Origin of the sequence: Lactobacillus kitasatonis DSM 16761 = JCM 1039, from assembly GCF_000615285.1 — a bacterium.
Classification (GTDB): Bacteria; Bacillota; Bacilli; order Lactobacillales; family Lactobacillaceae; genus Lactobacillus; species Lactobacillus kitasatonis.
The window spans coordinates 1-2013 of the sequence record NZ_BALU01000027.1 but is presented as its reverse complement, the minus strand read 5'-3'; the positions used below and the strand labels follow the sequence as shown (position 1 = coordinate 2013).

Here is a 2013-nt window from a genome sequence, read left to right as displayed (position 1 = left end):
ACAGCTTAAATAAAAGCCGAATGCAAAGGAAATTTAAAAATAAAGAAAAAAAGTACTTGCAAAAGGCAAAAGAAGCTGGTAACATATTTAAATGTCGTCAGGCGAGAGATGAAGAACTCAAGCAGACGACAAAAACAAATTCAAAAAAGTTCTTGACAAGAGCTTGAGAGTTTGATAAGATATAAAAGCCGTCTGGTTTAGCCAGACGGAGGTAGTACTTTGAAAACTGAACAAAGTTTCGCTAAAAGTGTGCGGGTGTAAAAACCCAAACAAAAAGCGAAGTCAATTCGCAAGCAATAAATTTGAGACAAAGATCTTAAATAATCGAAATGAAGTCATTTCAAACTTTTTAAAATGAGAGTTTGATCCTGGCTCAGGACGAACGCTGGCGGCGTGCCTAATACATGCAAGTCGAGCGAGCGGAACCAACAGATTTACTTCGGTAATGACGTTGGGAAAGCGAGCGGCGGATGGGTGAGTAACACGTGGGGAACCTGCCCCTAAGTCTGGGATACCATTTGGAAACAGGTGCTAATACCGGATAAGAAAGCAGATCGCATGATCAGCTTTTAAAAGGCGGCGTAAGCTGTCGCTAAGGGATGGCCCCGCGGTGCATTAGCTAGTTGGTAAGGTAACGGCTTACCAAGGCAACGATGCATAGCCGAGTTGAGAGACTGATCGGCCACATTGGGACTGAGACACGGCCCAAACTCCTACGGGAGGCAGCAGTAGGGAATCTTCCACAATGGACGCAAGTCTGATGGAGCAACGCCGCGTGAGTGAAGAAGGTTTTCGGATCGTAAAGCTCTGTTGTTGGTGAAGAAGGATAGAGGTAGTAACTGGCCTTTATTTGACGGTAATCAACCAGAAAGTCACGGCTAACTACGTGCCAGCAGCCGCGGTAATACGTAGGTGGCAAGCGTTGTCCGGATTTATTGGGCGTAAAGCGAGCGCAGGCGGAAAAATAAGTCTGATGTGAAAGCCCTCGGCTTAACCGAGGAACTGCATCGGAAACTGTTTTTCTTGAGTGCAGAAGAGGAGAGTGGAACTCCATGTGTAGCGGTGGAATGCGTAGATATATGGAAGAACACCAGTGGCGAAGGCGGCTCTCTGGTCTGCAACTGACGCTGAGGCTCGAAAGCATGGGTAGCGAACAGGATTAGATACCCTGGTAGTCCATGCCGTAAACGATGAGTGCTAAGTGTTGGGAGGTTTCCGCCTCTCAGTGCTGCAGCTAACGCATTAAGCACTCCGCCTGGGGAGTACGACCGCAAGGTTGAAACTCAAAGGAATTGACGGGGGCCCGCACAAGCGGTGGAGCATGTGGTTTAATTCGAAGCAACGCGAAGAACCTTACCAGGTCTTGACATCTAGTGCAATCTGTAGAGATACGGAGTTCCTTCGGGGACGCTAAGACAGGTGGTGCATGGCTGTCGTCAGCTCGTGTCGTGAGATGTTGGGTTAAGTCCCGCAACGAGCGCAACCCTTGTTATTAGTTGCCAGCATTAAGTTGGGCACTCTAATGAGACTGCCGGTGACAAACCGGAGGAAGGTGGGGATGACGTCAAGTCATCATGCCCCTTATGACCTGGGCTACACACGTGCTACAATGGGCAGTACAACGAGAAGCAAGCCTGCGAAGGCAAGCGAATCTCTTAAAGCTGTTCTCAGTTCGGACTGCAGTCTGCAACTCGACTGCACGAAGCTGGAATCGCTAGTAATCGCGGATCAGCATGCCGCGGTGAATACGTTCCCGGGCCTTGTACACACCGCCCGTCACACCATGGGAGTCTGCAATGCCCAAAGCCGGTGGCCTAACCTTCGGGAAGGAGCCGTCTAAGGCAGGGCAGATGACTGGGGTGAAGTCGTAACAAGGTAGCCGTAGGAGAACCTGCGGCTGGATCACCTCCTTTCTAAGGAAGCGAAGGATATGGAGAGTAGAAATACTAAGAGAAGTATCCAGAGCAAGCGGAAGCACACTGAGAAACTTTGTTTAGTTTTGAGGGTAGTACC

At 49.2% G+C, this 2013-nt stretch carries 1 rRNA gene; it reads left to right on the top strand.

Annotated elements, in window-relative coordinates:
* Positions 1-350: 350 nt before the first annotated feature.
* Positions 351-1913, top strand: a 16S ribosomal RNA gene (locus JCM1039_RS11610).
* Positions 1914-2013: the final 100 nt, after the last annotated feature.